This is a genomic window from Mesorhizobium sp. WSM4832 (assembly GCF_055811115.1).
Window position 1 is genome coordinate 14,427 of sequence record NZ_JBVVQH010000037.1, and the last position, 20,620, is coordinate 35,046.

A 20,620-nucleotide genomic window follows, 5' to 3' on the forward strand; every position below is an offset into this window, starting at 1 on the left:
GCTGGTCGAAGAATGCTTTGGCCTGCCCAGCGCAACCACCAGCCGAGAAGGGCGAGCCGCAGTTCTCCGGATCGTCATCCGGGCGTGACTGGACCGTGCAGATCCCGACCCTATCTTGCGGATCACCCTGCCGATCGTCGAGGAGAAGCCATGACCGAACCCGTTGCCAAGCCCGTCATCACTCGGCCTGTCATTACTCAGGCAATGATCGATGCCTATGACGAATATACGCATCTGACGCTCGACCGGCGCCGCTTCATGGAGCAACTGACGAAGCTGGCGGGCTCGGGCGCCGCGGCGGCCGCGATCGTGCCGATGCTGGCGGCCAATTCCGCCCAGGCAGCGATCGTCGCCGAGGACGACAGCCGGGTGAAGGGCGAGGACATCACCTATCCCGGCTCAAGCGGCGCGATGAAGGGCTATCTGGCGAAGCCGGCCGATCGGTCAGGCAAGCTCGGCGCTGTCATCGTCATCCACGAGAACAGGGGCCTCAACCCGCATATCCGCGATGTCACCCGGCGCGTGGCGCTGGAAGGCTTCGCCGCGTTGGCGCCGGACTTCCTGTCGCCGCTTGGCGGCACGCCGTCCGACGAGGACAAGGCGCGCGACATGTTCACCAAGCTCGACGCTGCTCAGGTCGCGGCCGACGGCGTGGCGACGATCGCGTATCTCAAGAGCCTCAAGGAAGGCAACGGCAAGGTCGGCGCGGTCGGCTTTTGCTGGGGCGGCGGCGCGGTGAACCAAGTTGCCGTCCGTGCGCCGGATCTCGCCGCCGGCGTCGCCTATTATGGCATGCAGCCCAAGGCCGAGGACGTTCCCAAGATCAAGGCGGCGCTGCTTCTGCACTATGCCGGCCTGGACGAGCGCATCGACGCCGGCATTGATACTTACAAGAAGGCGCTCGACGCCGCCCATGTCGAATACACGGTCCATGTCTATGAGGGCGTCAACCACGCCTTCAACAACGACACCTCGGCCGCACGCTACGACAAGACTGCAGCCGATCTCGCCTGGGGCCGGACGATCGCTTTCTTGAAAGCGAAGCTGGCATAGCCGAGCAGTTCAGGCATTTGCCGCGGGCTTGTGGAAGGCGACGCCGGCGATCACCAGCGCGATGCCCAGGCAGTCGGTGACGCCCGGCACCTGGCGCAGCACGATGACGCCGATGAGCGTTGCCGTGAGCGGCAGGAGCGACAGCATCAGCGCGAAGCTCGCGCGTGGCAGCCTCGCCATGGCGAACTGGTCGCAGATGTAAGGGATGACCGAGGAGCAGACGCCGACGCCGATCGCGGCGATGAGCAGTCGCGGCGACAAGAAGGCCGGCAAGGCCTCGCCGAAGCCGATGGGCAACACGATCAGGAATGCGATCGCCATGGCGGTGCCCAGGCCGGCAATGCCGATGCCGGCTTGGGCGACGCGGTGGCCGATGACGATGTAGCCGACGAACAAGGCGCCATTCAAAAAGGCCCAGAATAGGCCGACCGGATCGCTCGACCATTTCACGTCGATGAGCAGCAAGGTGCCGATGACGGCGACAGCCAGCGCCGCGACGTTGCGCCGGCTGCGCAGGCCAACCAGCGCGACCGCGATGGTGCCGACGAATTCGATCGCCGCCACCAGCGAGATCGGCAAGCGGTCGAGCGCGAGATAGAACGAGCAGTTCATCACCGCCAGGCAGGCGCCGAAGGCCAGCAGCAGCAGTCGCCGAGCGCGATCGGCGCCGGCGAAAACGCGCCAGGGCGTGGTCAAGGGCGCGAAGACGAGAGCGGCTGTGGCGATGCGCAGCCAAGCCATGCCGAGCACGCCGACCTGGTCGAAAAGCAGCACCGCGAAAGCCGGCCCGAGGTAGTGGAACACGGCGCTGACGCAGAACCAGACGTGCGGCGGCAACGCGTTGGCCGTTCTAGCAAGTGCGGTGGGGCCGGCAAGGGCAGGGCGTATATCGGCATCACCGGCGGGCTGGCTTGCGGCTGGAATTTGCGTTCGAGCTTTCATGCGAGCATTATCGCAGGTGAAAGTCGCGATCTATATGTTTGATGAGCGGCTTGATGGTCTTATCGCTTTCCAATAGAAGGGATTCAGCTTGAAAAACCTTCGAAATGAAAATGTTGATCTAGACGCCGTGGACCTGAAGATCCTGCGGCTGCTGGAGAAGGACGCGCGCATCAGCACGGCGGAATTGGCGCGCGCGGTCGGGCTGTCGGCGCCGAGCGTGGCGGAGCGCATCCGCAAGCTGCAGGAGAACGGCGTGATCGAGGCCTATACGGTCAGGATCAACCCGGCGGCGCTCGGGCTGAAACTGTCGGCATGGCTCAGAATCAGGCCGGTGCCTGGCCAGCTTTCGGTGGTGGCGGAAATCATTCGCGAACTGCCGGAAATCGCGCAATGCGACCGGGTGACCGGCGAGGACTGTTTCATCGCGCTCGCCCATGTCGGTTCGGTGACCGAGCTCGAGCGCGTCATCGACCGGATCATTCCCTATGCGATGACAAACACGGCAATCATCCAGTCATCGCCGATCGAGCCGCGCTCGCCGCTGGGCGGGTTCAGGCAGGGATGATAGGGCAGAAACGATGAAGCAGCGACGACGAATCAAGCGTGGCCGCGCTTCATGCGAGCCTGCTTTAGAATCGCGCGCCAGCGGATCATGTCGAAGGGGATAGGTTCGTTGTTGTTGGCGATGTGGAAGATCTCGTTATTGACGTTCTTCAGCGATCGCCAGAAATCATAGTCGGTGATGCGCGGATCGGCCGCCAACCGCTCCACTTCGACCTTGATGTCGGTTTTCATGCACTGTCCTCGCACCGCATTCCGCCAGCCGCCCGCTCGCAAACCCGGTACGGCGGTTTTCGAACGCGCCACTGAGTCGTTCAACGGACTCAAGTGACTTGTTCACGTTAAAACCTTGGTAAGGTTAACGCGCCGGTTGCAAGGATCAACCTGAATCCACGTTTGCAACGGATTTTAGCGTTGCGGTATTGGCCCTGACGCGGCGACCGTCCAAAAGTGGTGGGGGTGATAGGGCTCCCTACCGTTTCAAAGCCATCCGGAATGCAAGCTACGCTCCGCTCGGGAGCTGAGCCCGCCAGAAGCAGCAGCGGATGTCGGCTTCAAATCCTGCTAGACGCTGGGATACCCGCTCTTTGGCCTTCGCAGGATATCGGGTAGAGTCGAGGCGGGGCTCCACCTGAGAAGCCTGGATTGCTTGGGTTTCTTTAGGTAGGTAGTGGTACAAAATACACCACCCGATTGGCAGAGCTTTGCAAGACTGAGTTTGGGCACGAATGGCAGTTAGGTCAGGGGCGGGCGCTTCTGTTGCGTCAGGTGCAAGTTATCAGGCGAGGGTCGCTGCATACTTCGTGGCTTGCTGTCTTGCTGAGCTTCCAATTCCGTTTATGCAGCAGCGTGGCCAGGCCACGGTTATCTCAATGGAGACCAACGAATCGGTTGACGATCTGCAAGTGAGCTTTGCAGCTGGGCCACGTTGCATGGTGCAAGCAAAGAGGTCTCTGTCGTTCTCTACTCTACCCGATTCCGAGTTGGCATCTGTCCTTGAGCAATTCGTGGTGCAAGCTCTGGAGGCGCGCAGCGACGTTTCGGAGGACTACTGCTTGGTGACGTCCAGCGATGCATCAAAGCGGATCACTGGTGATATGAAGGCAGCGCTTGAGGCCGCAAGAAGTTGCTCAAAGACGGTGTTCGAGCGAGATCAGCCCAAGGCAATCGTTTCCACCTACAATGAACTGATTTGCCTAGTTCGTGGTATACAGGTCCGTTTGGTTGGTAGTGAGGATGATGTCTGGGCAAGGGCTCTGCTTGCCAAGTCATATGTGATTGCACTGGACATAGACCCCTATTCATCATTGGAGCAGGCCATTGTGATGGCTCTGCATTCAAGCGGTTATGCTGCACCGTCAGAGATGTGGGGCAAAATCGTTACCGATTGTCTTGAATGGGCGCGAAGAAGGTTGACTGTCAAGCTCGAAGACATTGTGCAGAACTATAGTCATCTAAAAGCAGTAATTGATCACCCGGAACCATTGGCCAGGTCCGAGTACCTTCGGATAAACCTTACTTCAGAGGGATTCGAGTTTGGTCGAGAATTGGTGGTGGCCAAAGCACTCACCGATTTGCCATTCCTCAAGAAGGGCATGGTTGGCGTCATCGAGTTCTACCGGTTCGACGAACATTGCAAATCTCGACTGCAGTTTCGAGGTGATCGGCTGATACTTGGCAACGGTGCAGAGCTTGAGCTGTGGGCTCGTTTTGCGACATGGACCGGACTGGAGCGTTTCTTTACCGAGAACGAATCCAAGTTCTTGAACGAAGAGGTGGTCATCGTTCCCATGAATATGGATGACGACCTTGAGAAAGGTCTTTGCGCAACGACGCATCGAAAACTCCTAGATGCGATCGCAAGTCGGCGTGACTGCATTCAATGTGTTCACTGCGGGCTGCCGGTTACCGAAAGTATGTGTCCGGTAGTTGAGCTTGGCGAGGGGAGTGAGCTTTGCTTTGGCCTGGCCCACAGAGGGTGTGTAATTCCATCGGACAGGATACTGGGCCGAGCGGACAGCAAGCTGTTCCAAGAGAACCCGGAGCTGGTGAACTTTGATATAAATGCATGGTTCCGGGCTGCGCACCACGGACATGGCGTATTTTTTGGCATTAATGCCAGCAACCAGGCCGTCGCACCTGTCGTATGGGGTGGGATACCCACTCACGAGGATGTTGTGGGCAGGTACATGGTGGTGTCGGTCTTAGATGACGGAACTGAAGAGGTGGTCTCCAAAAGGGGCAGGGTGCAGAGGTTTACCAAGCAGCACGCTGAGAAATTTGCCGTGGCGCTAGAGCGATCTCTACAGCAGTCGCGCGAAGCTGGAGACCCGCTCTCTTATTCTGATCAAAGTCGTTCATTCTCCAGCCGATCAACTCTACTTCGGCAGTTGGGAGGTAAAGAAAAAGTACAGGCTGTAGCAGCTGTAGTGATCCGTCCCTATGACGCGAAAGAGGCCGCTCGGTACCCGGGGCCTGGGAATTGGTACGCACCGCTGCTAATACTAAGGGAAGCGGAAAACCTAGCGCCTATTGTGCTAACCAATGCAGTCCCCACCATTAGCGACCCACTTGCTTTGGGCCGACATATACAAAACTGGCGAGCGGCTGGGTTTGATATCCCAGATTACGAAATCGAATGCCTGCTAGAGGATGCACAGGTCGACCAGTTGATCGACCTGGTAGCTCGAAGCGGTCTCGGTGTTATTATCGACCCCGGTGATATCCGAGGACGGAAGCATGGAGCTCGTGCGTGGACACCCAATATTCCCCGTTGAGCTAATGCAAGGTGAGGGAATAGTGCCCGCAACTGACAGCTAAAGCAGCACCATTTCTCGTGCAGGCCAGCTCGGAGGATGGAAGAAATATTAAGCATACGGTCGAAACTTACGGCCATGCGCAGGACGACAAACACCCGTCTAATCTCTGACTGACACAAATCTGATGCGGTCGAAGTTGCCCTAAAAAAATGAAACAGAACCAATCGCTTGCACATAAGCCCTACCCTTTGGTAAGGCTAAAGAGAGCGTGAAAGAAGCCCTTCAAGCGCTCTTGCGCTTGATGCCGATCGAGCGGCCGGCGCGCTCCGGCATCGGCAGCGCCGCATGGGCGGTGCGGACGGCTTCAATCTTGGCCAGCACATCGGCAGGGAAGGGGGCAACCTTGGGTCCGTCCATGTCGACATGCAGCGACAGCGTCTCGGACGTGGCGGCGAGCCAGCCGTCGACATGGCGGATTTCCTGATAGGTCCTCAACCGCTTGTCGTCATGATCGATGAGCTGGAATGACACCTTGACCGTGTCGTGGAGATGCAGCTCACGCACGTAGCAGACATGGACTTCCGCAGTGTAGACGCTGAGGCGGCGCTCCTTCGTATAGTTTGCGTCCACTCCCATCATTGCGAATGCTTCGTCGGTGCCGCGGTCGAACAGCACGTTGTAGTAGGCCATGTTGAGGTGGCCGTTGTAGTCGATCCAGTCCTTCTCGATCGCCAATGGGGCGGAAATGATGGGTGCGGGGATCGTCATGTCGGTTTCCTTGATCGTCGCTGGTCAGGGCGTGGCTGTGAGGTTCTCGTTGTTCTGGCGCAATTGCGGACGGAAAACAGCTTCACACTTTTCCTAGAATTGCTTTAGGCATCATCCATAGCGGCATAACAAGGGTGGCCACTGGTCCATTCGCGGAGGAATTCATGGCTTTGAGCGACCTCAATCCCGTCGAACGCAACGAGGAAGGCATCGCCACGGTGCTCGGCATCCTCAAGCAGCAATTCGGCGAACGTTTTCAGACCGGCGAGGCGATACGCGGCCAGCACGCGCACACCACCACCTATATCCCGACACAGGCGCCGGACGGCGTCGCGTTCGTCGAGACGACGGCGGAAGTGCAGGAGATCGTGCGTTCCTGCGCCGACCACCGCGTGCCGGTCATCGCCTTCGGCGTCGGCTCCTCGCTCGAGGGCCACACCAACGCGCCGGGCGGCGGCATCTCCATCGACACGTCGCGCATGAACCGCATCCTATCCGTCAATCCGCAGGACCTCGACTGCACGGTCGAGCCCGGGGTGACGCGCGAGGACCTCAACCGGCACCTCCGCGACACCGGCCTGTTCTTCCCGATCGATCCCGGCGCCAATGCCTCGCTCGGCGGCATGGCTGCAACCAGGGCTTCGGGCACCAACGCCGTTCGCTACGGCACCATGCGCGAAAACGTGCTGTCGCTGACCGCCGTCATGGCCGACGGTGAAACGGTGACAACGGGCAAGCGGGCGAAGAAAAGCTCGGCCGGCTATGACCTGACGCGGCTTCTCGTCGGCTCCGAAGGCACGCTCGGCATCATCACTTCGCTGACGCTCAGGCTACAAGGCATTCCGCAGGCGATTTCAGGCGGCGTCTGCCCGTTTCCGAGCCTGGAGGCGGCCTGCGATGCGGTGATCGCGACCATCCAGATGGGCATCCCGGTCGCGCGCATCGAGCTGGTCAACGCGCTGCAGATGCGGGCGATGAAGAATTATTCCAAGCTCGACTATCCTGAAAGCCCGTGCCTGTTCGTAGAGTTCCACGGCAGCGACGCGGGCGTGGCCGAGCAGGCCGAGACTTTCGGCATAATCGCCGAGGAGCAGGGCGGCGGGCCGTTCCTGTGGACCAGCGTCGCGGAAGAGCGGACGAAGCTCTGGAAGGCGCGGCACGACGCCTACTGGTCGTCGCTGACGCTGCGTCCAGGCGCCAAGGGGCTTTCGACAGATGTCTGCGTGCCGATCTCGCGGCTGGCCGAATGCGTCACCGAGACCGAAGCCGACATCGCCGAGATGGGGCTGGTGGCACCCATCGTCGGCCACGCCGGCGATGGCAATTTCCACGTGCTTGTGCTGATGGATGTCGACAACCCGGATGAGATCGCGCTCGCCGAGAAATTCGTCGCCAGGCTCAACATGCGCGCCATCGCCATGGAAGGCACCTGCACTGGCGAGCACGGCATCGGCCAGGGTAAGGTCGGGTTCCTGCGCCACGAGCTCGGCCATGGTGTCGATGTCATGCGCACGATCAAGCAGGCGCTCGATCCGCTCAACATCATGAATCCGGGCAAGATCCTGCCGGGCGGGTGATCCGCCGGCCAGAGGCTACCTTTCCACGCCTTCGGTCAATTGCTGCAGCATCGGCCGTGTCGGCGCAAAGAAAGTCGTGCCGGTATGCGGCGTCGAGAAGTCGAGCAACCGGTCATAGGCGCCGGGCGGCTCGCCGACATACATGCGCTGCAGCATTTTCTCGATCACCCACAGATAGCGCGTATAGCCGATGAAATAGGTTCCGAACTCGTTCTGGCCCGGACGGCCGAACGGCATGTTGTCGCGCAGGATGTCGTATTCGTTGCCGGCGTCGTCCTCGATCGTGGCCAGCGACTTGTGCGATTTGCGCGGCTTGTCGTCGTCATCGATCTCGATGTTGTCGATCTTGGTGCGGCCGATGATCTCTTCCTGGACATGGGTCGGCGTTTTGCCCCAGGCGGCCATATCGTGCAGGTATTTCTGCACCACGACGTAGCTGCCGCCGGCAAAGTCGGCGTCCTCGTCGCCGACCAGGGCGGAGGCCGGCAGGTCGAGGCCGGTCGGATTGGCGGTGCCGTCGACAAAGCCCAGAAGATCGCGGGCGTCGAAGTAGCGAAAGCCGGATACCTCGTCTATCACGCTCACGCCGCCGCCCAGGCTGTTCAGCAGGATGCGCTCGAACTCGAAACACATGTCGGGCCTTTCGGCGCGGATGTGGAAGAGCAGATCGCCCGGCGTCGAGGGTGCCGAATGCGCCGAGCCCTCGATCGGCGCGAAGGGTTTCAACTCGCGCGGCCGCCGGCTGGGCGACAGGCGGTTCCAAAACCCGGCGCCGACGCCAGCGATGCAGGACAGCCGGCCCGACAGGTCGCGGAAGCCGACATTCTTGACGAGGTCGTCAAGTTCGCCGAGGGCCGAAGCGACCTTCGAAAGCGCGGCCTCGTCGGTGCCGACCGTCACGACAAGGAAAATCGCGGCCATCGACAGCGGAGCGTCGACGCTCTGCGCGTCGATGGGCACCCTGTCCCAGTTCTTGCCTGACATCGGGAATGCTCCGTGCTGGGTTGAGACGGGCGGCCAGGGACATGACCGCTGGGGCAGAGGTGGTCGGAAAAAGATATCGCGACCGCGAGCGATCGCGCAACAGCGGACATTGCCCGGGACTGCGCCCGCCGCGAATGGAATTGCCTCTTTATCGACACGCGGATGCGGGTAGAGTGCGGCTGACTTTCAACCCGGGAAACAGATGCTCGCCCGCCTGTTCGTGATCTTCGGTGGCCTGTTCGTGCTGGTGCTGTGCGCGGCGCTGGTGGTGCCGTATTTCATCGACTGGACGGGTTACCGGGGCGATTTCGAGCGCGAGGCAAGCACTGTCCTCGGCCGGAAGGTGACGGTGAAGGGCGATGCGACGGCGCGGCTGCTGCCGTTTCCGTCGGTGACCTTCTCGAATGTCGAGGTCGCGGGCGGGCCGGAAGGCCAGCCGGCGATGACGGTGGAGACCTTCTCCATGGATGCGGAGCTTGCGCCGTTCCTGCGCGGCGAGGTGCTGATCTTCGACATGCGGCTGGTGCACCCCAAGGCGACCATAGACGTTGCCGGCGACGGGACGGTTGACTGGGCGATCCGGCCATCATCGCCCTTCGATCCCGGCCAGATCTCGATCGAGAAGCTGACGGTCACCGAGGGGCAGGTCGAGCTGCGCCACGAGGCCGGCGGGCGCAGCCATGTGATCTCCGAGATCAACTCGACGATTTCCGCCAAATCGCTCGCCGGCCCCTGGCGCATGGACGGCACGCTGCGCTTCGACGGTTTGCGCACGAACGTCTCGGCTTCGACCGGCAAGGTGGAACCGGACGGCCGGATGCGGCTCAGGCTGAAAGCCGATCCCGATGCCTATCCGCTGATCGTCGAAGCCGACGGCAATGCCGGCATCGTCAAGGGCGCAGCGGTCTATTCCGGCCAGTTCAAGATATCCGGTGACGATAGGAATTCGGCCGAGCTGCGCGGCAACGACGGCCAGCCGGCCAAGATCAAGACCGGCAAGCCCGACCCCGGCTTCCGGCTCAACGGCAAGTTCGCGCTGGACCACCAGAAGCTCAATGTCGACCAGTTCCGCTTCGAGACCGGGCCACTCGACAATCCCTACACAGCCGACGGCAAGGCATCGGTCGATCTCGGCCTGAAGCCGCATTTCGCGGTCGAGGCCAACGGCGCGCAGGTCCAGTTCGACGAGGCTGTCGGCGGGGCCGCCGGAGCCGGCTTTACGCTCGACCAGCGCATCGCGGCTTTGGAGCAGACGCTGCAGCATATGCCGAAGCCGACCATACCGGGCACGATCGAGGTTCGGCTGCCGGCAGTGGTGGCGGGCGACACGACGGTGCGCGACGTGCGGCTGTCGGCCGAGCCGGCCGAGGGCGGCTGGTCCGTCAAGTCGCTTGCCGCGATGCTGCCCGGCCGCACGACGCTCGAAGCCAACGGCATGCTGAGCGTCAAGGACCATTTCGGCTTCGACGGTTCGTTGCTGTTGGCCGTCGGACAGCCTTCCGGCTTTGCCGCCTGGCTGTCGAAGGATGTCGACGAAGCCATCCGCCGGCTGCCCGCGGCAGGTTTCAAGGCCAAGGTCGATCTCAGCGAGAACCGGCAATCCTTCAGCGACCTTGAACTCATCCTCGGCAAGGCGAAATTCTCGGGCAGCATCGATTCCAGCCAGCCGGACGGCGCCAGGCCATCGGTGCTGATGCGGCTGACGGGCGGCGAAATGGACCTGGACGGGCTCGCGGCCTTCGCCTCGATCTTCATCAGCGACAAGGGCGCCAACCGTTTTTCGGATCGCGATCTCGATTTCCAGATCAAGGCAGGTCCGGTCAGCGCGGCGGGGTTCAGCGCCGACAACGTCGACACGGCGCTACGGCTGCGCGAGGGCCTGCTCGAGATCGACCGGCTTTCGGTCGGCGGCCTCGCCGGCGCATCGATCAGCGCTACCGGCCGGATCAAGGATTTTCCGGAGAGCCCGACCGGCAAGCTCAACGCTTCCGTGGTGGCCGTCGACCTAAAGCCGCTGATCGACGTCGCGGCGCAGCATTATCCGGACAATGCCGTGCTCAAAGGCCTGGCCAGCCGCGCGGCGGCCTATCCCGAACTGTTCCAGGATGCGCGCATCGATCTGTTGACCAGCGCCGCCGACAATGGCGACGGCAGCACCGGTCTCGCGCTTTCCGCCCAGGGTAAGGCCGGCGGTTCGGCCTTCTCGGCTTCGCTTTCCGGCAAGGGAGCCGTGGACAAGCTCTCCGAGGCGCCGGTATCGATCACCTTCAACGCCCGCAACGACAATGCCACGACGCTGCTGGCGCTTTATGGCCTGCCGGCGCTGCCGCTCGGCATGCTCGGCCACGCCAACACCGACATCTCGGCGAAAGGCTCGGTTGCCGGCGGCCTCGCGACCAGCTTCAATCTGACGGCCGATGATTTCAGGGTTAGTTTCGCCGGAACCGTCGCCGGGACGGCACAAGGCCCAACCGCCAAAGGCAAGGTCAATCTCGACGCTGCCGACATCGAGCCGTGGCTGATGACGACGGGGGTAGGCCTGCCCGGCATGGGAACCGGGACTTCGACGTCGCTGGCGGCCGATGCCGATTTCGGCAACGGGCTTCTGGTGCTGAGCGGTCTCACCGGTTCGATCAACAAGGCGGCGGTGTCCGGCGACGTTAATATCGACGCCAAGGACGGGCTGCCGCATCTCGCAGGGGCGCTGGTGCTCGATGAACTTGACCTCGATCCGCTGGCGGTCTCGCTGTTCGGCGACCAATCCTTCGCCTCCGCCAAGGGCGGATGGCCGAAGACGCCGTTCAGCCAGAAGTCGACGCTGCCGTTCAATGCAGACCTCGATCTCAACACCTCGGCGCTCGCCGTCGGGCCGTTCGCCACCGCGCATGACGCGGCGTTCTCGCTGAAGCTCGATCGCGAAGGCATCCACGTCTCCGATCTCAAGGCCAAGCTTTACGGCGGCGATTTGACCGGCCTGTTCGACCTGAAGAACACCGAGGGCACCGGCCTGTTCTCCGGCCAGATCAGGCTCGCCGGCAGCGATCTTTCCGCGGTCCTGCCCGGTGCCGGCATCGGCGGCGGCGGCGACCTTTCGGCTGCGCTGTCGACCAGCGGCAAATCGGTCGATGCCATGATTGCCGCCCTGTCCGGATCCGGCACCGCGGCGCTGAAGGGCTTGAATGTGGACGGCATCAATCCGGACGGCTTTGCCGCCATCATCGCCAAGGCCGATGCAATCGGACGCGATATCGACACGGCCAAGACAGCGGGCTTCGCGCCGCAGATCGCCGGGGAGGGCAGCTTTGCCGCCGGCGACACGGATGTGGCCTTCACCGTCGCCAATGCCACGCTGCGGGCGCTGCCGATCAGCCTCGAAAATCCCGGGGCGACTTTGTCCGCCGACGTGACCGCGGATCTCAACACAAGCACCGTCCAGGCCAAGGGGGCGCTGACCTATCGTCCCGGCGACGAGGCGCTGGTCGGCTCCGAGCCGGCCGTCAATTTCAGCCTGGACGGTCCGCTTGGGGCGGCCGCGCCCCAGTTCGACAGCGGTCCGCTGGCGCAGTTCCTGACGCAGCGTGCGCTGGAGAAGGAACAGCAGCGGGTCGAGGCGATGCAGGCGGCCCTCCTGGAAAAGCAGCGGCTGCGGCGCGAAGTGCGCTACTACGCGTCGCTGCAGACGGAGCGCGACAAGGCGGCCGAGGCGTTGCGCCGGCAAGAGGAAGAGGCGCGCCAGAAGGCCGAGGCCGAAGCCAAGGCCAAAGCCGAGGCGGAAGCACAGGCACAGGCTGAAGCCGACGCCAAAGCCAAGGCAGACGAAGAGGCGAGGGCCAAGGCGGAAGCCGATGCCAGGGCTCAGGCCGAGGCGGAAGCGCAGGCACAGGCTGATGCACAGGCTCAGGCCGAGGCCGACGCGAAAGCCAAGGCGGACGAAGAGGCGAGGGCCAAGGCGGAAGCCGATGCCAAGGCGCAGGCCGAGGCCAATCGCAAGAAGGCCGAGCAGGCAAGGCTGGAGGCAGCGCGCAAGGCGGCCGCGCAAACGCGGAAGGTCGACCGGTCGCTGCCCGGCGTCAACGACGGTTCGGCCTCAGCGCCCGCGAAGCCCAAGGCCAATCCGTTCACGATCGACAATCTTTTGAAATCGCTCGACGGTGGTTGAGCTTTACACCGCACGCGTGGCGGAACTAGTTCCCCAGCACACGGATTTGACCGGACGGCTCCGTTTTGCATTGGCAAGTGGCATGCGTTGGAGATTGGCCGAAACGCCCATCGCGATCGTCATTCTAGGGCGGAGCAGGAGCGAAGCTCCGTCGCGAAGACCCTAGAATCCATGCCGTTACCTTCGCCAAGGCGTGCAACGGAGCAAAATTCCGCGCCGTGGCGGCACTTCCAAGTCACGGCATGGATTCTATGGTCTGCGCCGCGTCGCTTCGCTCCTTGCTCCGCCATAGAATGACGAGGTTGGAGCGGCTTCAACCAATCCCGGGCGTTTGTGCTGATTTCACGGATATGAACGGAAATCTTGCAACAAGACGAACGGCAACCTTTCAAAATCCCTGGGTCGGCGAACTAGTTGAATATCTTAGCGCTCAGGACTCTCCTCGGCGCGAGAGCAGGCGCTGCAGCATCGGCTCGATGCGCGAAAGCTCGTCGAGATGTGCGGCTGACAATTCGGCCAGGCGCTCGTCGGCAAGCGGGGTGAGGTGCAGCAGCACGCGCCGATGATCGCCCTTATCCTGATTACGTATGACCAGGCCCGCCTCGGCAAGGCGGTTCACCAGTTCCACCGCGCTGTGGTGGCGGATGCGCAGGCGCTCGGCAAGATCGCCCACCGCCACCGGCCCGCCACTGGGAAAGCCCTTGATCGCCAGCAGCGCCTGGTGCTGGCGCGGTGTGAGGCCGGCGTCGTTCGCCTGGACCTGGCTGAATTCGAGAAAGCGGCGGATCAGATAACGGAACTGGGACAGCCGCTGGTAGTCAGCCTGACTGATGGCGGGGCGTGGTTTCGGCGGCGTCATTTCCCGACTTATGGTCCTTTCCTGCAAAAGCTCAACCGGCTGTCGCGGTCCCCGTCCAAAATGACGCGGAGCGGCGGAGAAAACCATCTTGAACGTTTATATCGTATTACGATATTAGGCCACCTGAAACCGGCCGGCCTTTACGCCGCCAGAAAGTTCAGGCTCCGATATGAAATCCGCTCGCGCCGGCAACGGCCATCTTCGCGACTTCACGACCGATCCGCGGGTGCTGCTGATCGCGGCCATCGCCGTGGTGGTGGCGACAGCCGGGCTCTTCGCAGGCATCGTGCTCTTGAAGCTCATCAGGCTTGCCACCAACATAGCCTATTTCGGCCAGTTCACGCTGGCCGAGCTGAGGCTCGAGGACACGCCGCTTGGGCTTGCCGCGGTCATCGTGCCGGTGATCGGCGCGTTGATCATCGGATTGATGGCGCGTTTCGGCAGCGAGAAGATCCGCGGCCACGGCATTCCCGAAGCCATCGAGGCGATCCTGTTGGGACGCTCGCGGCTCGACGCCAAGGTCGCCGTGCTGAAGCCGCTGTCGTCGGCGATCTCGATCGGCTCGGGCGGACCGTTCGGCGCCGAAGGCCCGATCATCATGACCGGCGGCGCCATCGGCTCGCTGATCGCGCAGATGCTGCCGGTCAGCGACAATGAGCGCAAGACGCTGCTGGTGGTGGGTGCGGCGGCCGGCATGACGACGGTGTTCGGAACGCCGATCGCCGCCATCATGCTTGCCGTCGAGCTGCTCCTGTTCGAATGGACGCCGCGCAGCTTCATTCCGGTCGCCGTCGCGGCGATCGTCGCGGAGGTCGAACGCACCCTACTGCATCTGCCGGGTCCGATCTTTCCGTTCTCCGGGACCATGGAGGCATCGATCGCCGGGCTGGGCGGCTGGGTGCTGATCGGCATTGCCTCCGGGCTTCTTTCTGGCCTGCTGACGCAATTGGTCTATGCCTGCGAGGACGCCTTCCTGAAGCTGCCGATACACTGGATGTGGTGGCCGATGATCGGCGGCCTTGTGGTCGGCATCGGCGGACTGATCGAACCGCACGCGCTTGGCGTCGGCTACGACAACATCGCCAACATGCTCGACGGCCGCACGGTCGCGACCGCCGCGCTGCTGCTTCTGGTGGTGAAGGCCATCATCTGGTCGGTGGCGCTGGGGTCGGGGACCTCGGGAGGCGTGCTGGCGCCGCTGCTCATCATGGGCGGCGCGATGGGAGCGGTCCTCTCAGGCATCCTGCCCGAGGCGAGCCCCGGCTTCTGGCCGCTACTGGCGATGGCCGCGACCATGGGCGGCACCATGCGCGCGCCGCTGACCGCGACCTTCTTCGCCGCCGAGCTCACCGGCAACACGCATGTCCTGGTGCCGCTGATCGCCGCCTGCGCCACCGCCCATGCGGTTACCGTGCTGTTGATGAAGCGCTCGATCCTGACCGAGAAGGTGGCGCGGCGCGGGCATCACCTCGTCCGCGAATACCGCGTCGATCCTTTCGCCTTGACCAGGGTCAAGGAAGTGATGACGACCAAGGTCGAGAGCGTACCGGCGGCGATGACGCTGCACGGCGCGGCAACCTTCCTGACGGCCCCGGACACGCGGCATCCGAGCTTCCCGGTGATCAACGAAGCGGGACATGTGCTCGGCGTGATCGATCCGCCGGCGATCCTGCGCTGGCGGCGCGCCGGCAAGCACCGCAAGGCGACGCTTGGGGAATTGCTCGCAGGCAGCAAGATCACGCTCGCTTATCCGGACGAATATCTGGAGGCGCTTTCCGACAAGCTGCTGCTCGCCAACGTCTCGCATTTGCCTGTGGTCTCACGCGAGGATGAACGGCTCATCGGCTATATCGGCTGGAAAGACATGATGCGGGTAAGGTCGAAAAAGCAGTCGGAGGAGCGCGACCGCACTGCGTTGCTCAGCTTCGGCGCGAAGCGCAAGGCGCAACAAAGCGCCAGCGATAACGCGGTCTAGAGTAATTCCAGGAAAGGTGTGAAACGACTTTCCGTCCGGAATTGCGTAAAAACAAGGAGATAGAGCGGCTCGCCGCTTTCGTGAAACGGTGAACCGCTCTAGGTCGCGTTGCCACTACGCTTGGCCCAGGCGAGCACGTACAGCCTGAGTGCGGACGACAGGTTCGCGTCGCGGGTGCGCGTCTCGTCGATCTCCGCGACCAGGGCCGCGAGCGACAGCGAGCGCTCCGCGGCAATGGCGATGAGATCGTCATAAAAGGGTTGTTCCAGCGAAAAGCTGGTGCGGTGACCGCGGATCGTTACCGAACGTTTTTCGACCGCGGTCATTTGCAGGTGCTCAGCGCTTGTCGGGGTCGTCGGGCTTTTCACGGCGATGGCCCGCCACGAATTGTTTCGCCTTTTCGGATGTCAGCCGGTCACGCTCGCGCTCGGCCTTGGTCCTGCCATGCACCGCCCGGTTCTCGCCGGCCTGGCGTTCCTTCTCGGTGCGCGCTTTGTGCTTGCGGGCCTGGCGGAGATTGACGACCTCGCCCATGGCGCTAAACTATTTCTTGCGGAAGGCGTCGAGCGAAACGACGTCGGCGCCCTTGCCGCCGGTCTCGGCGACTACCGGCTTCTTCTCGGCCTCGGCAGCCTTCTTCTTCGTTTCCGACTTCTTTTCCGGCACGACGGCGACCGGTTCGGGCGCCGGGGCGGCGGCCTCGTCTTCGGCGCTTTCCGTCTTGACGTCGAATTCGAGTTCGAAATTGACCGACGGATCGTAGAAGCCGCGCACGGCGGAGAAGGGGATTTCGAGCTTTTCGGGAACGTCGGAGAAGGAAAGGCCTACTTCGAAGCCGGCATCCGTCACCTTGAGGTCCCAGTACTGGAACTGGATGACGATGGTCATCTGCTCGGGATAGCGCTCGCGCAGCCTGGACGAGATGCGCACGCCCGGCGCGCCGGTCAGGAAGGTGATGAAGAAATGGTGGTTGCCCGGGAGGCCGGTACGCGCGACTTCGGCCAGGACCTTGCGCATGACGCCGCGCAGGGCCTCCTGGGCCAGAATGTCGTAGCGGATGTGGTCGTCGGCCATGTGATGGTCGGGTTCCGTTGAATCGTCCGCATAGCTGTAATCAAGCTTGGGCGCGGCGTAAACCGCATATAGGCGCAAAGCGCCGAGGCCAAGAGGGGTACCGGCGATTTGATCGCTCAGGCGTGGACGAGCATCGCCTGCTTGCCGGCTGGCAATTTCTTCTTGGCGAAGGCACTGAGAAAGGTGCGCACGCCGTTGGTGGCGGAGCGCAGCACCTCTTCCTCGGTCGGCGCGCCGCCCAGCATGAAAGTTATCTGAAGCTCGGCATTGACGAGGGCAAGGAATTGACGCGCCGCGACGTCGGGGTCGCCGATCGACAGGTGACCGGCAAAGGCAAGCCGGGCAAAGCGCGCGGCAAGCGCCGACCAGGTGCGGCCCGGGCCTTGTTCGCGCCATTCGGCAAACAGTTCCGGATAACGCCCGCCTTCGGCCTGGATCAGCTTGCGCAGGAAGCGCCCGTCGCGGTTGCAGATGCAGTTGCGGTTCATGCGCACCGCAAAGGCGATCAGATCGGCCTCGAGATTGGCGGGCTGGTCGGGGAAGGTTGCGATGGTGACGAAGATGCCGGCGTTGCAACGCTCCGTCAGATCGCGCACGACGGCGACGAAGAGCTTTTCCTTATCGCCGTGATGGTTGTAGACGGTTTGCCGTGATACGCCGGCCTCGGCCGCGATCAGGTCGATATTGGCGCCGGCGTAGCCTTCCCGGCAGAAGACCGAAGCGGCGGCATCGACCACCGACACGCGCTTGGCCTCGTGGCTGCGTGGCGGGAAAATGTCAGGAGACACGCCGAGCTTCATAGAAATCTATATAGCGGTGATTGACGAATTGGACAAGCCTGTCTAAATTTGTGGACACAACAAAGGGAAGTCCGCGCTGGAGAGTCGAAAAGTTCGGTCTGAGAAGCCGAATGAATTCGCTCTGAATATAGGATTTCCGCGGGATGGAACGTCCTGGGTTCAGACGCCGGTATTTCGCGGCGGCAACCAGATCCGAAAAGAGCCTTATCATGAGTCCCAAATTCCTCCGCATCGCGGTCGTGCTCGGCTTGTTGTCCGCAATCGGCCCGTTTGCGATCGATATGTATCTCCCCGCGCTGCCTTCGATCGGCCAGGATCTGCATGCCGGCACCGCCGCCGTGCAGATGAGCCTTTTGATCTTCTTCCTGTCGATGGGCTTCGGTCAGATCGTCGTCGGTCCGATCTCCGACATGGTCGGGCGAAAGGTGCCGCTTTACGCAGGCCTGGCGCTGTTCATGGTCGGCGGCGTCGGTTCGGCCATGGCGCCGACCATCGAGTGGCTGATCGCCTTCCGTTTCCTGCAGGGTCTTGGCGCCAGCGCCGGCATGGCGGTGCCGCGCGCCATCGTGCGCGACCTGCACACCGGCAACGAGGCCGCCAAGCTGATGTCGCTCTTGATGCTGGTGTTCTCGGTGTCGCCTATCCTCGCGCCGCTGACCGGCAGCCAGATCATCGAGAGCTTTGGCTGGCGCGCCGTCTTCTGGACGGTGACGGGTGCTGCGGCTTTAGCCACCATCCTGTTGGCGACTTCGCTCAAGGAAACGCGGCCGGTTGAAGAGCGCGCCGGCTCCTCCTTCGGCACGGCGCTTGCCGGCTATCGCTTCCTGATGGGCGACCGCAACTTCCTTGGGTTGGTGGCGATCGCCGGTTTCGGCATTGCCAGCTTCTTCGTCTATCTGTCGAGCTCGTCCTTCATCCTGATCGACCACTACGGCCTGTCGCCGTCGGTCTACAGCGTGTTCTTCTCGATCAACGCGGTCGCCTTCATCGGCATGTCGCAGCTGACCGGGCTGCTGGCCGATCGTTTCGGGTTGAAGCGCGTCGTCTGGGTGGCGGTCACTGGCTATGCCACGGTGATGGTCGCGCTGTTCGCGATCATGGCGTCCGGCGTCGACCGGCTTGACGTGATGGCGGCGCTGCTCTTCGTCGGCTACGGCTTCCTTGGCCTGGTCATCCCCACCACCTCGGTGCTGGCGATGGAAGAGCATGGCGAGATTGCAGGCACGGCCTCGGCGCTGATGGGCACGCTGCACTTCGCTATCGGCGCGCTGGCCATGGGCGTCGCCGGCATCTTCTTCGACGGCACGCCGCTGCCGATGGTGGCAGGCATCACGCTCTGCGCGGTGATCTCGTTCACGCTGGCCAAGCTCACGCTCGGCCGTTCGCGCGACGCGGTGGAAGCGCCGGCGGAATAGGGCCGCTCTCAAAGAAACGAAAGGCCGGGCTTGCCCGGCCTTTTTCACGTCTGTCGCAAGCCTGCCTGACCGATGACGAAGCGCACCCGCTCTTCGACCGAAGCCAGAGGCAAGGGCACCAATTCGTAGCCGAGCTCCGCATAGACGCCGGTCAGCGAACGGAATGTGCGCTCGGCTTCGTCGAGCGTCTGCTTGCGTTCTTCGTCCTGGGTGAAGATCTCCGGCCATGGCGGGGCGACGAAGACGCGGCGCGCATAGCGAAACTTCCGCGCCGCTCTTTTGACGTGATCCGGCACCGGCAAGCCGCAGAGCTTGAGATAGCCGATCGTGTCGGGGGCGCCGCGGTCGAAGAAGATCGGGCCGGGCGGTTCGGCACGCGCGGCGTGCCAGGAGTGAAGCTCCCACGACAACATCAGCTCGGCAAAGAGAGCGCGATCCTGCCAGGGAAGGGCAGCGCCGCCGATCGCCACCTGGTCGCGGATGATGCCGCGTCCTGCTTCTGGCGCGGTCGCGCAGCCTTCGGCCCGCAGCGCCTCGATCAGGGTGGTCTTGCCGGAGCCGGGGCCGCCCGTCAGCACGAAGAATCGGTCGGAATCGTTTTGCATCGCCTGTCCATGGGTGATGAACGGCAAGGCTGTCGCCGTGCATTCCAAGCACCGGACGGGCCTTGGTCGTTCGGTTGGTCTGGGAAGAAGCAAAGGAGGGGAGAAGTGGAGGTTTCTGTTGCCAGGTACCTCCGAACCCCGCCTAGAAGTGCGAACCCCTAGGGCTTGATTTGAAGCGTTCGCGCCGCATTAAGCAGCGAGACGTGCTTCCGCATAGTTGTCGTTGGCAACTATAAGTTTAGCCCGATAACGGTGGTACAATGCCGGGCAAAAGTACGATCTTTACACCTTCGTCGATCCTATTTCGCCCCCAGCAAAAGCCGCTCCGTCGGCCAGAGCGGTTTTTGGTGGAGGCGCCGGGTACCGCCCCCGGGTCCGAACGGCTTATTTCATCGCCTGTTTATCGCCATAGTCGGTCAAGCCGACGAAACGAATATAGGGAGCGATGACGGAAAAAGAAAGGCCAAGCCGGCACTTATCCGGTTATGCCAAACTGCACAGCCAAGGGTTGACTTGCGCGGCCACTCAATCAAATCTCGCTCGCGGTGAGGAGTCCTTGACCTAGCGCACAGGTTGCGCGGCGCGCCACAACCCTCATCGACTGGATCCGTGGCGCCGACGAGGGGAAGTTTGATGGCCGACTATCTTGCGGATGTGAAGAAATACGATGCCGGCGCCAGCGCCGACGTGGTCGATAAGATCGTCAAGCATCTGGGCATTGCGCTCAGGAACCGCGATTCCTCGCTGGTGTCCTGCACTGACCCGAAGGAACTCGATCGCGTGCGGGAGAACTGGATCGGCAAGAAGCTCGGCGTCGCCGATGCCGCAAAGGCAAACGCCTCGATCGAGAAGACCTGCAAGGCGATGCAGGCGGACAACACCAAGAGCCGCGTGACCTTCTACTATCTGGTTGCCAAGGACCTCGGCAAACTCGGCTCACTCTGAGGCGCAGCCACCCCGCGGCCCGCCCCCGACCCGGGCCGCCCCCCGGGGGTTTTGGGCGGTGCACCTACTTTTGGGGGGTGGGCCGGGGGGGAGGGAGGTTTTTTTGTGGTTTTGGCGGATAGAGGCAAAGCCGCTGGGCCAATA

The 20,620-nt window shown here is 62.6% G+C and carries 18 protein-coding genes and 1 other RNA gene; 8 read left to right on the top strand and 11 right to left on the bottom strand.

From position 1 onward, the window contains the following. Positions 1 to 150: 150 nt before the first annotated feature. Positions 151 to 1,053 (top strand): dienelactone hydrolase family protein, encoded by a 903-nt coding sequence (locus AC0L2L_RS32545; protein ID WP_473583900.1) that lies wholly within the window; start codon positions 151 to 153, stop codon positions 1,051 to 1,053. 9 nt (positions 1,054 to 1,062) lie between these two features. On the opposite strand, the gene AC0L2L_RS32550 is transcribed toward AC0L2L_RS32545, so the two are convergent. Beyond that, positions 1,063 to 1,995 carry an EamA family transporter gene (locus AC0L2L_RS32550; protein ID WP_473583901.1) on the bottom strand — a complete coding sequence of 311 codons (933 nt, stop codon included), beginning with the start codon at positions 1,993 to 1,995 and terminating at the stop codon, positions 1,063 to 1,065. A gap of 88 nt (positions 1,996 to 2,083) precedes the next feature. Between AC0L2L_RS32550 and AC0L2L_RS32555 the strand changes: the two genes are divergently transcribed. Next, the gene (locus AC0L2L_RS32555) at positions 2,084 to 2,560 is read left to right on the top strand and encodes an Lrp/AsnC family transcriptional regulator (RefSeq protein WP_473583902.1); all 477 of its coding nucleotides are present in this window, start codon (positions 2,084 to 2,086) and stop codon (positions 2,558 to 2,560) included. Positions 2,561 to 2,592: 32 nt separating this feature from the next. Here the strand turns inward: AC0L2L_RS32555 and AC0L2L_RS32560 are convergent, their stop codons facing one another. Continuing rightward, positions 2,593 to 2,790: a hypothetical protein gene (locus AC0L2L_RS32560; RefSeq protein WP_027168755.1), complete on the bottom strand. Its 198-nt coding sequence runs from the start codon at positions 2,788 to 2,790 to the stop codon at positions 2,593 to 2,595. Between the two features lie 638 nt (positions 2,791 to 3,428). Here AC0L2L_RS32560 and AC0L2L_RS32565 point away from each other — a divergent pair. Next, a complete protein-coding gene (locus tag AC0L2L_RS32565; protein ID WP_473583903.1) occupies positions 3,429 to 5,333 on the top strand; it encodes a hypothetical protein in 1,905 nt (634 codons plus the stop codon). A gap of 264 nt (positions 5,334 to 5,597) precedes the next feature. On the opposite strand, the gene AC0L2L_RS32570 is transcribed toward AC0L2L_RS32565, so the two are convergent. Further along, positions 5,598 to 6,083 carry a thioesterase family protein gene (locus tag AC0L2L_RS32570; protein ID WP_473583904.1) on the bottom strand — a complete coding sequence of 162 codons (486 nt, stop codon included), beginning with the start codon at positions 6,081 to 6,083 and terminating at the stop codon, positions 5,598 to 5,600. A 164-nt stretch (positions 6,084 to 6,247) separates the two neighbouring features. On the opposite strand from AC0L2L_RS32570, the gene AC0L2L_RS32575 reads away from it, so the two are divergent. Then, positions 6,248 to 7,660, top strand: a complete 1,413-nt coding sequence (locus tag AC0L2L_RS32575; RefSeq protein ID WP_473583905.1) for an FAD-binding oxidoreductase — start codon at positions 6,248 to 6,250, stop codon at positions 7,658 to 7,660. A gap of 15 nt (positions 7,661 to 7,675) precedes the next feature. Here the strand turns inward: AC0L2L_RS32575 and AC0L2L_RS32580 are convergent, their stop codons facing one another. Continuing rightward, complete coding sequence (locus AC0L2L_RS32580) at positions 7,676 to 8,644, bottom strand: Dyp-type peroxidase (RefSeq protein WP_473583906.1); 969 nt, start codon at positions 8,642 to 8,644, stop codon at positions 7,676 to 7,678. Positions 8,645 to 8,846: 202 nt separating this feature from the next. Here AC0L2L_RS32580 and AC0L2L_RS32585 point away from each other — a divergent pair, with 202 nt between their 5' ends. Then, on the top strand, positions 8,847 to 12,803 hold the full coding sequence (locus AC0L2L_RS32585) for an AsmA family protein (RefSeq protein ID WP_473583907.1): 3,957 nt from the start codon (positions 8,847 to 8,849) through the stop codon (positions 12,801 to 12,803). A 430-nt stretch (positions 12,804 to 13,233) separates the two neighbouring features. Here AC0L2L_RS32585 and AC0L2L_RS32590 read toward each other — a convergent pair whose 3' ends face one another. Further along, on the bottom strand, positions 13,234 to 13,662 hold the full coding sequence (locus tag AC0L2L_RS32590; protein ID WP_473583908.1) for a MarR family winged helix-turn-helix transcriptional regulator: 429 nt from the start codon (positions 13,660 to 13,662) through the stop codon (positions 13,234 to 13,236). A gap of 169 nt (positions 13,663 to 13,831) precedes the next feature. Here AC0L2L_RS32590 and AC0L2L_RS32595 point away from each other — a divergent pair, with 169 nt between their 5' ends. Next, the gene (locus AC0L2L_RS32595) at positions 13,832 to 15,637 is read left to right on the top strand and encodes a chloride channel protein (protein WP_473583909.1); all 1,806 of its coding nucleotides are present in this window, start codon (positions 13,832 to 13,834) and stop codon (positions 15,635 to 15,637) included. 98 nt (positions 15,638 to 15,735) lie between these two features. On the opposite strand, the gene AC0L2L_RS32600 is transcribed toward AC0L2L_RS32595, so the two are convergent. From AC0L2L_RS32600 to AC0L2L_RS32615, 4 genes are all read right to left on the bottom strand, one after another. After that, on the bottom strand, positions 15,736 to 15,963 hold the full coding sequence (locus tag AC0L2L_RS32600; RefSeq protein ID WP_473583910.1) for a ribbon-helix-helix domain-containing protein: 228 nt from the start codon (positions 15,961 to 15,963) through the stop codon (positions 15,736 to 15,738). Positions 15,964 to 15,973: 10 nt separating this feature from the next. After that, complete coding sequence (locus AC0L2L_RS32605; RefSeq protein ID WP_473583911.1) at positions 15,974 to 16,171, bottom strand: DUF4169 family protein; 198 nt, start codon at positions 16,169 to 16,171, stop codon at positions 15,974 to 15,976. A gap of 9 nt (positions 16,172 to 16,180) precedes the next feature. Continuing rightward, a complete protein-coding gene (locus tag AC0L2L_RS32610) occupies positions 16,181 to 16,711 on the bottom strand; it encodes an SspB family protein (protein WP_473583912.1) in 531 nt (176 codons plus the stop codon). 116 nt (positions 16,712 to 16,827) lie between these two features. Further along, entirely contained in the window at positions 16,828 to 17,511 is a 684-nt protein-coding gene (locus tag AC0L2L_RS32615; RefSeq protein WP_473583913.1) for a TetR/AcrR family transcriptional regulator, read from the bottom strand. 209 nt (positions 17,512 to 17,720) lie between these two features. Between AC0L2L_RS32615 and AC0L2L_RS32620 the strand changes: the two genes are divergently transcribed. After that, positions 17,721 to 18,926, top strand: coding sequence for a multidrug effflux MFS transporter (locus AC0L2L_RS32620; protein ID WP_473583914.1), 1,206 nt, complete (start codon positions 17,721 to 17,723; stop codon positions 18,924 to 18,926). Positions 18,927 to 18,970: 44 nt separating this feature from the next. Here AC0L2L_RS32620 and AC0L2L_RS32625 read toward each other — a convergent pair whose 3' ends face one another. Both AC0L2L_RS32625 and ssrA read right to left on the bottom strand, forming a co-directional pair. Next, positions 18,971 to 19,531, bottom strand: coding sequence for an AAA family ATPase (locus AC0L2L_RS32625; protein ID WP_473583915.1), 561 nt, complete (start codon positions 19,529 to 19,531; stop codon positions 18,971 to 18,973). 104 nt (positions 19,532 to 19,635) lie between these two features. Then, positions 19,636 to 19,996, bottom strand: a transfer-messenger RNA (tmRNA) gene (ssrA, locus tag AC0L2L_RS32630). 168 nt (positions 19,997 to 20,164) lie between these two features. On the opposite strand from ssrA, the gene AC0L2L_RS32635 reads away from it, so the two are divergent. After that, positions 20,165 to 20,476, top strand: a complete 312-nt coding sequence (locus tag AC0L2L_RS32635) for a DUF2853 family protein (protein ID WP_027168769.1) — start codon at positions 20,165 to 20,167, stop codon at positions 20,474 to 20,476. Positions 20,477 to 20,620 lie beyond the last annotated feature (144 nt).

Bases quoted from the DNA above. Each gene is read 5' to 3' on its own strand.
- AC0L2L_RS32560 (WP_027168755.1), bottom strand. From the start codon at position 2,790: ATGAAAACCGACATCAAGGTCGAAGTGGAGCGGTTGGCGGCCGATCCG.
- AC0L2L_RS32565 (WP_473583903.1), top strand. From the start codon at position 3,429: ATGGAGACCAACGAATCGGTTGACGATCTGCAAGTGAGCTTTGCAGCT.
- AC0L2L_RS32595 (WP_473583909.1), top strand. From the start codon at position 13,832: ATGAAATCCGCTCGCGCCGGCAACGGCCATCTTCGCGACTTCACGACC.
- AC0L2L_RS32545 (WP_473583900.1), top strand. From the start codon at position 151: ATGACCGAACCCGTTGCCAAGCCCGTCATCACTCGGCCTGTCATTACT.
- AC0L2L_RS32605 (WP_473583911.1), bottom strand. From the start codon at position 16,171: ATGGGCGAGGTCGTCAATCTCCGCCAGGCCCGCAAGCACAAAGCGCGC.
- AC0L2L_RS32575 (WP_473583905.1), top strand. From the start codon at position 6,248: ATGGCTTTGAGCGACCTCAATCCCGTCGAACGCAACGAGGAAGGCATC.
- AC0L2L_RS32600 (WP_473583910.1), bottom strand. From the start codon at position 15,963: ATGACCGCGGTCGAAAAACGTTCGGTAACGATCCGCGGTCACCGCACC.
- AC0L2L_RS32590 (WP_473583908.1), bottom strand. From the start codon at position 13,662: ATGACGCCGCCGAAACCACGCCCCGCCATCAGTCAGGCTGACTACCAG.
- AC0L2L_RS32585 (WP_473583907.1), top strand. From the start codon at position 8,847: ATGCTCGCCCGCCTGTTCGTGATCTTCGGTGGCCTGTTCGTGCTGGTG.
- AC0L2L_RS32635 (WP_027168769.1), top strand. From the start codon at position 20,165: ATGGCCGACTATCTTGCGGATGTGAAGAAATACGATGCCGGCGCCAGC.
- AC0L2L_RS32620 (WP_473583914.1), top strand. From the start codon at position 17,721: ATGAGTCCCAAATTCCTCCGCATCGCGGTCGTGCTCGGCTTGTTGTCC.
- AC0L2L_RS32610 (WP_473583912.1), bottom strand. From the start codon at position 16,711: ATGGCCGACGACCACATCCGCTACGACATTCTGGCCCAGGAGGCCCTG.
- AC0L2L_RS32625 (WP_473583915.1), bottom strand. From the start codon at position 19,531: ATGCAAAACGATTCCGACCGATTCTTCGTGCTGACGGGCGGCCCCGGC.
- AC0L2L_RS32580 (WP_473583906.1), bottom strand. From the start codon at position 8,644: ATGTCAGGCAAGAACTGGGACAGGGTGCCCATCGACGCGCAGAGCGTC.
- AC0L2L_RS32570 (WP_473583904.1), bottom strand. From the start codon at position 6,083: ATGACGATCCCCGCACCCATCATTTCCGCCCCATTGGCGATCGAGAAG.
- AC0L2L_RS32550 (WP_473583901.1), bottom strand. From the start codon at position 1,995: ATGAAAGCTCGAACGCAAATTCCAGCCGCAAGCCAGCCCGCCGGTGAT.
- AC0L2L_RS32615 (WP_473583913.1), bottom strand. From the start codon at position 17,511: ATGAAGCTCGGCGTGTCTCCTGACATTTTCCCGCCACGCAGCCACGAG.